A 2,167-nucleotide genomic window follows, 5' to 3' on the forward strand; every position below is an offset into this window, starting at 1 on the left:
TAGCTTATTGAAGCAAAAGTGTAAAATTACATTGAGCAAAAACTGTCAATTATATTCTAGCGTTTACAATTATAAGGAAAGTGTTTTATCATTTACTTAACAGTGTAGATTCTCCATGTATTTTTCTTTTTTACCATCTATATAATGACTCCATTTTTCATCTTGTCCAATATAATTCTCAAATGTAGCGTTTTTTCACTTCAATTTGGCCTCCACATTCAGCTGCCCTTTGTTTTGCAATTGATTCTGTAAATGAAGAGTAAATAAAGAAAAGCCTCCTTTTAAATAAAGAGGGCTCTTAATTTTACTTTTGTGGGAATAAGAATGTTTGTCTAAACTTTCGTGCAGGATATTTCTTTCCATCCTTCATAACTCTAAAGGGTTCTTCTTTCCATGTTACAACTACTTCAATGTTTTTTGAGTCAACCGAAATAGGTTGATTTTGATGATGGAAGAAATTCTGTGATTCAGGTATTTCAAATGTAATTAATTCGCTTTTAGTATTTGTATTTGGCTCATCTCCATAGATTTCTACTGTAGCGTCATAAACATTTGAACCTAGGTTACTCACGTCGATACTATAGGTATTAAACTCATCATTATCCTTTAAGTTCTTAACATCGGGTTTGTCTATCTTTACTTTCCAATGGTCTGATGATTGGGACGTAGGAAGTTTTTCCGGTGTATAAGCGTAAGTATTAACAGAACCAAAAATGATTGAACATAAACAGCTACCAACAATTAAAATATGTGCTTTCTTCATTATAGATTCCTCCAAATTAAAAGATAAGAGTATTATTCTTCCAATTAGAGCTAATATACGTAATTTGTAATGGAGTATTTTACTTTACCCATGGACAGATTGAAACTCATTCAAATAATCTTTTCTGGAAAAACTAAAGTTTGGGAATTAAAAGAATATATATTCTTTTAATGGTAAATCTAAGAAAAAATTGATGTAGGAGATTTTATATGGAAAAATTAATTTCTGCGGAAATGGGTAAACTTTGGGCTACATATATGGGCAATAGCATGTCTACATGTATTCTAAGTTACTTTCTTCAACATGTTGAAGACCAAGATATAAAAAAGTTATTGGAAAATGCACTAAACTTAAGTAAAGAATTTCAGAAAACCATAAAAGATATTTTCTTAAAAGAGAACTTTCCTATCCCACATGGTTTTACAAAAGAAGAGGTTAATCTTGATGCTCCAAAATTATTTGAAGACGAGTTCTATGTACATTATTTGAGATATGTAACTAAAGTAGGACTTAGCCTTTACAGTGTAGGAGTACCGTTAATGTATAGAGAGGATATAAGGAAATTTTCCCTTCATTGTATGGAATCAACTATAAAATTGGGGGAACAGATCAAAGATATCTCAATAAATAAAGGGTGGGCTATTAAATCGCCTATTATTCCGACACCACAAAAAGTAAATATAGCACACAAAAATTATTTAAAAGGTTTTATTGGAGATGTACGACCTTTACATGCATTAGAAATTGCCCATTTATACGATAATCTAGAGACTAACGTGGCAAGCAAAGCCTTAGTAATGGCGTTTAGTCAGGTTACAAAAACGAAAAAGATTCGAGAACTATTTATAAAAGGAGAAGAACTTACTTATAAAGCGATTGAAGGTTATATAAAAAAACTTCATGATGATAACTTGCCTTCTCCGGAATTAATTGATCATTTAGTAACAACTTCAACATCTTCTCCTTTTTCCGATAAATTAATGGTATTTCATAAAATGGATATGTTTTCGATGAGAGTAAGAAATTTTGGAAATTCAGTAGCTGTAAACGGAAGACGCGATTTAGCGCTAATGTATGCAAATTTTTTAAAGGATATATCAGGATTTGTTAATGATGCAGCTGATATCATGATAGAAAACGGATGGATGGAAACACCACCAGAAGCTGCGGATAGAGAAGACTTATCTTCAAAGTAGGGACTACACAGTTGTCAATGGTAGGAGGGCCGGGAGGCATTAAGGAATTGACAATGTCTTTATATGAAGACCCTCTTGGCATTCGAACAATCGTGTTTGAGTGCCAACCGGCGAGAGAGCCCCTTCACTTTCGTTTACCATACCTATTTTCTCCTAGCAGTATTCTGGACCATGCATTTGTCCTCTGTTTCCACATTTCCTCATGCAA

2 protein-coding genes are annotated in these 2,167 nt (G+C 32.7%); one reads left to right on the forward strand and one right to left on the reverse strand.

All coding sequences use genetic code 11. The annotated features are described in order from the left end of the window. Positions 1-304 precede the first annotated feature (304 nt). Entirely contained in the window at positions 305-763 is a 459-nt protein-coding gene (locus ACFX4W_RS05285) for a hypothetical protein (RefSeq protein ID WP_061860421.1), read from the reverse strand. Positions 764-972: 209 nt separating this feature from the next. Between ACFX4W_RS05285 and ACFX4W_RS05290 the strand changes: the two genes are divergently transcribed. Beyond that, positions 973-1,959, forward strand: coding sequence for a DUF3231 family protein (locus ACFX4W_RS05290; protein ID WP_377559287.1), 987 nt, complete (start codon positions 973-975; stop codon positions 1,957-1,959). Positions 1,960-2,167: the final 208 nt, after the last annotated feature.

The sequence above is a fragment of the Priestia sp. YIM B13489 genome, assembly GCF_042787645.1.
Lineage (GTDB): Bacteria > Bacillota > Bacilli > Bacillales > Bacillaceae_H > Priestia > Priestia megaterium.